The organism is Oleiphilus sp. HI0117 (assembly GCF_001635235.1).
Genome location: NZ_LWGA01001235.1, coordinates 1 through 2,320 on the forward strand (window position 1 = coordinate 1; position 2,320 = coordinate 2,320).

At 45.7% G+C, this 2,320-nt stretch carries 3 protein-coding genes; 1 reads left to right on the forward strand and 2 read right to left on the reverse strand.

All coding sequences use genetic code 11. The annotated features are described in order from the left end of the window. Window positions 1–75 precede the first annotated feature (75 nt). Complete coding sequence (tatC, locus tag A3757_RS21490; RefSeq protein ID WP_068510193.1) at window positions 76–855, reverse strand: twin-arginine translocase subunit TatC; 780 nt, start codon at window positions 853–855, stop codon at window positions 76–78. Between the two features lie 35 nt (window positions 856–890). Continuing rightward, a complete protein-coding gene (locus tag A3757_RS25890; protein ID WP_156490463.1) occupies window positions 891–1,046 on the reverse strand; it encodes a hypothetical protein in 156 nt (51 codons plus the stop codon). A gap of 183 nt (window positions 1,047–1,229) precedes the next feature. On the opposite strand from A3757_RS25890, the gene A3757_RS21495 reads away from it, so the two are divergent. After that, window positions 1,230–2,320: alkyl/aryl-sulfatase (locus A3757_RS21495; RefSeq protein WP_231878352.1), on the forward strand; the 1,091-nt coding region annotated here is incomplete at its 3' end.

Consider the following 2,320-nt stretch of genomic DNA (forward strand, 5'->3'; position numbering starts at 1 on the left):
TGACGACCGGAAATCTCAGCCAGTGTTTCGCTGTGCATATTTTCGGGGAATAACAGTAGCAGGTTCATCTAATTGTTATTCGCTTACAGGTTCTTCGTTGCGCTTCTTTTCGACGAGTTTTGAAAACAGCACTCCGACTTCAAAGAGAGCCCACATTGGAACTGCTAAAAGAGTTTGCGAAATAACATCTGGAGGCGTCAATAACATACCGATAACGAAGCAGCCAACCACGATGTAAGGGCGTTTTTCACTTAGGCTAGCTGAGCTGGTAATACCTGCCGCAACCAAAATAATGGTTGCGATTGGGATTTCGAAGGCTAAACCAAATGCGAAGAATAGCTTTAGAATGAAGTCAAGATAGCGACTGATATCGGTCATTACAGTGACGCCTTCAGGTGCGGCACTGGTGAAAAAGCCAAACACCAAAGGAAAGACGACAAAGTAAGCGAATGCCATGCCGAGATAGAACAATATTATGCTCGATAGCAGTAAAGGATAGGCGAGCCGTTTTTCATTCTCATAGAGTGCAGGTGCGATAAAACCCCATATTTGAAAGAGCACATAAGGCATTGATATAAACAGTGCCGTCATTAGTGCCAGTTTGAAGGGGGTAAAGAAGGGTGATGCGACATCGGTCGCGATCATGGTGCTACCTTCGGGTAAAAAGACCCTAAGTGGCTCTGAGACAATCAGGTAGATATCGTTGGCAAAATAGTAAAGGCCTGCGAAGATCAATATAACGCAAAGCACAGAACGCAGGAGGCGTGTGCGCAATTCTATCAGATGGCTGATTAGAGGCTGGCCTTGGTCGACTACAGTGTCGTTTTCAGTTGCGTTGTCAGAAGTCTTACTCATGTCTTTACTATGCTTAGCTTATTACGGAGGCCATGTTATGACTGCTTAGGCTTGTCGTTTTGCGTATTGCTTTGAAGGTCTTTTGACGAATCAGGCTCTTTTGGTGCCTGAAACAGCTTGTCATACTCATCTCTTGGTAAGGGCTCGAACTCTTCAGCTTCTTTGAGCGTTTCAACTCCGTAGAAGTACATCCTGTTTTGCCGACTATCCTTGCTCATGCAATACAAATGATTTAAAATATTCAGAGGTTCCCTAGTTTTCAAATCTATTTTTAAGTGCCTAGGTCAGCTATTGTTGATAGCTATTAAAAGTAGTTGATCTTACAAGGTTTTTCAATGCGCTGACGCATGCGCTTTACAGGGAGTTTCGAGATTATGTTTAAGCACGGGACATGGGTTCTGTTAATTGCGGTTTTGATTACTGGATGTACTCAATCTCAGACAGAAACTGTTGATGGCATAGGTTCGGTCGAAGGTTTTTCCCCCGCCACCCAGATAACACAAAAAATGAATCAGGCTGTCGAAGCGCAACTTCCCCTCAAAGATTCTGAAGATATCGCACAATCCAAACGAGGCTTCATAGCCACGGTAGAAGGCCTTCAAGTATCCGCCTCCGGAAAATTGGCCTGGAACACAAAGGCCTATGAGTTCATACAAGGACAAGCTCCTGCAACTGTAAATCCTAGTCTTTGGCGGCAGGCGGGACTCAACAACAGGCATGGTTTGTATCAGTTATCAGAGGGGATATATCAGGTTCGTGGTTTCGATCTGGCCAATATGACCGTGATTCGTGGAGAGACGGGCTGGATCGTGATAGACCCGTTAACCACAGTGGAAACGGCACGCGTGGCAATGAAACTGGTAAATGATCAATTAGGAAAAAGACCCGTTAGCGCCATTTTGTTCACCCATTCTCATATTGATCACTTTGGCGGTGCCCATGGCATTGCCTCTCCAGAACAAGTCAGCCAACAGCAACTTAAAGTGATCGCGCCAGAAGGCTTTATGGAAGAGGCCACCAGTGAAAATGTGGTGGCAGGCATGGCAATGGGACGTCGCTCTATGTACATGTACGGAAAGCGATTACCTAAATCTGAAAGAGGGCATGTGGGCTCTGGCTTAGGTAAGGAACCTGCGTTTGGTCAGTTCACTATCTTAGAACCCAATGTGCTGATTTCCGAGAGTGGTGAACGTCATGAGATCGACGGCGTGACATTTGAATTTCAGGTGGTATCCGGTTCAGAAGCACCTGCAGAATTTACTTTCTATCTTCCTGAGTTCCGAGCCTGGTGTGGCGCTGAATTGGTTTCGCGTAATCTCCACAACCTATATACCTTGAGAGGGGCTAAAGTGCGCGATGCTTTGAAGTGGAGCGGTTATATTCATGATGCCATTCAATACGCAGAGAAAAGTGACCTCTATTTTGGCAGTCACCACTGGCCGATATGGGGCAGTGAAAAACTGGT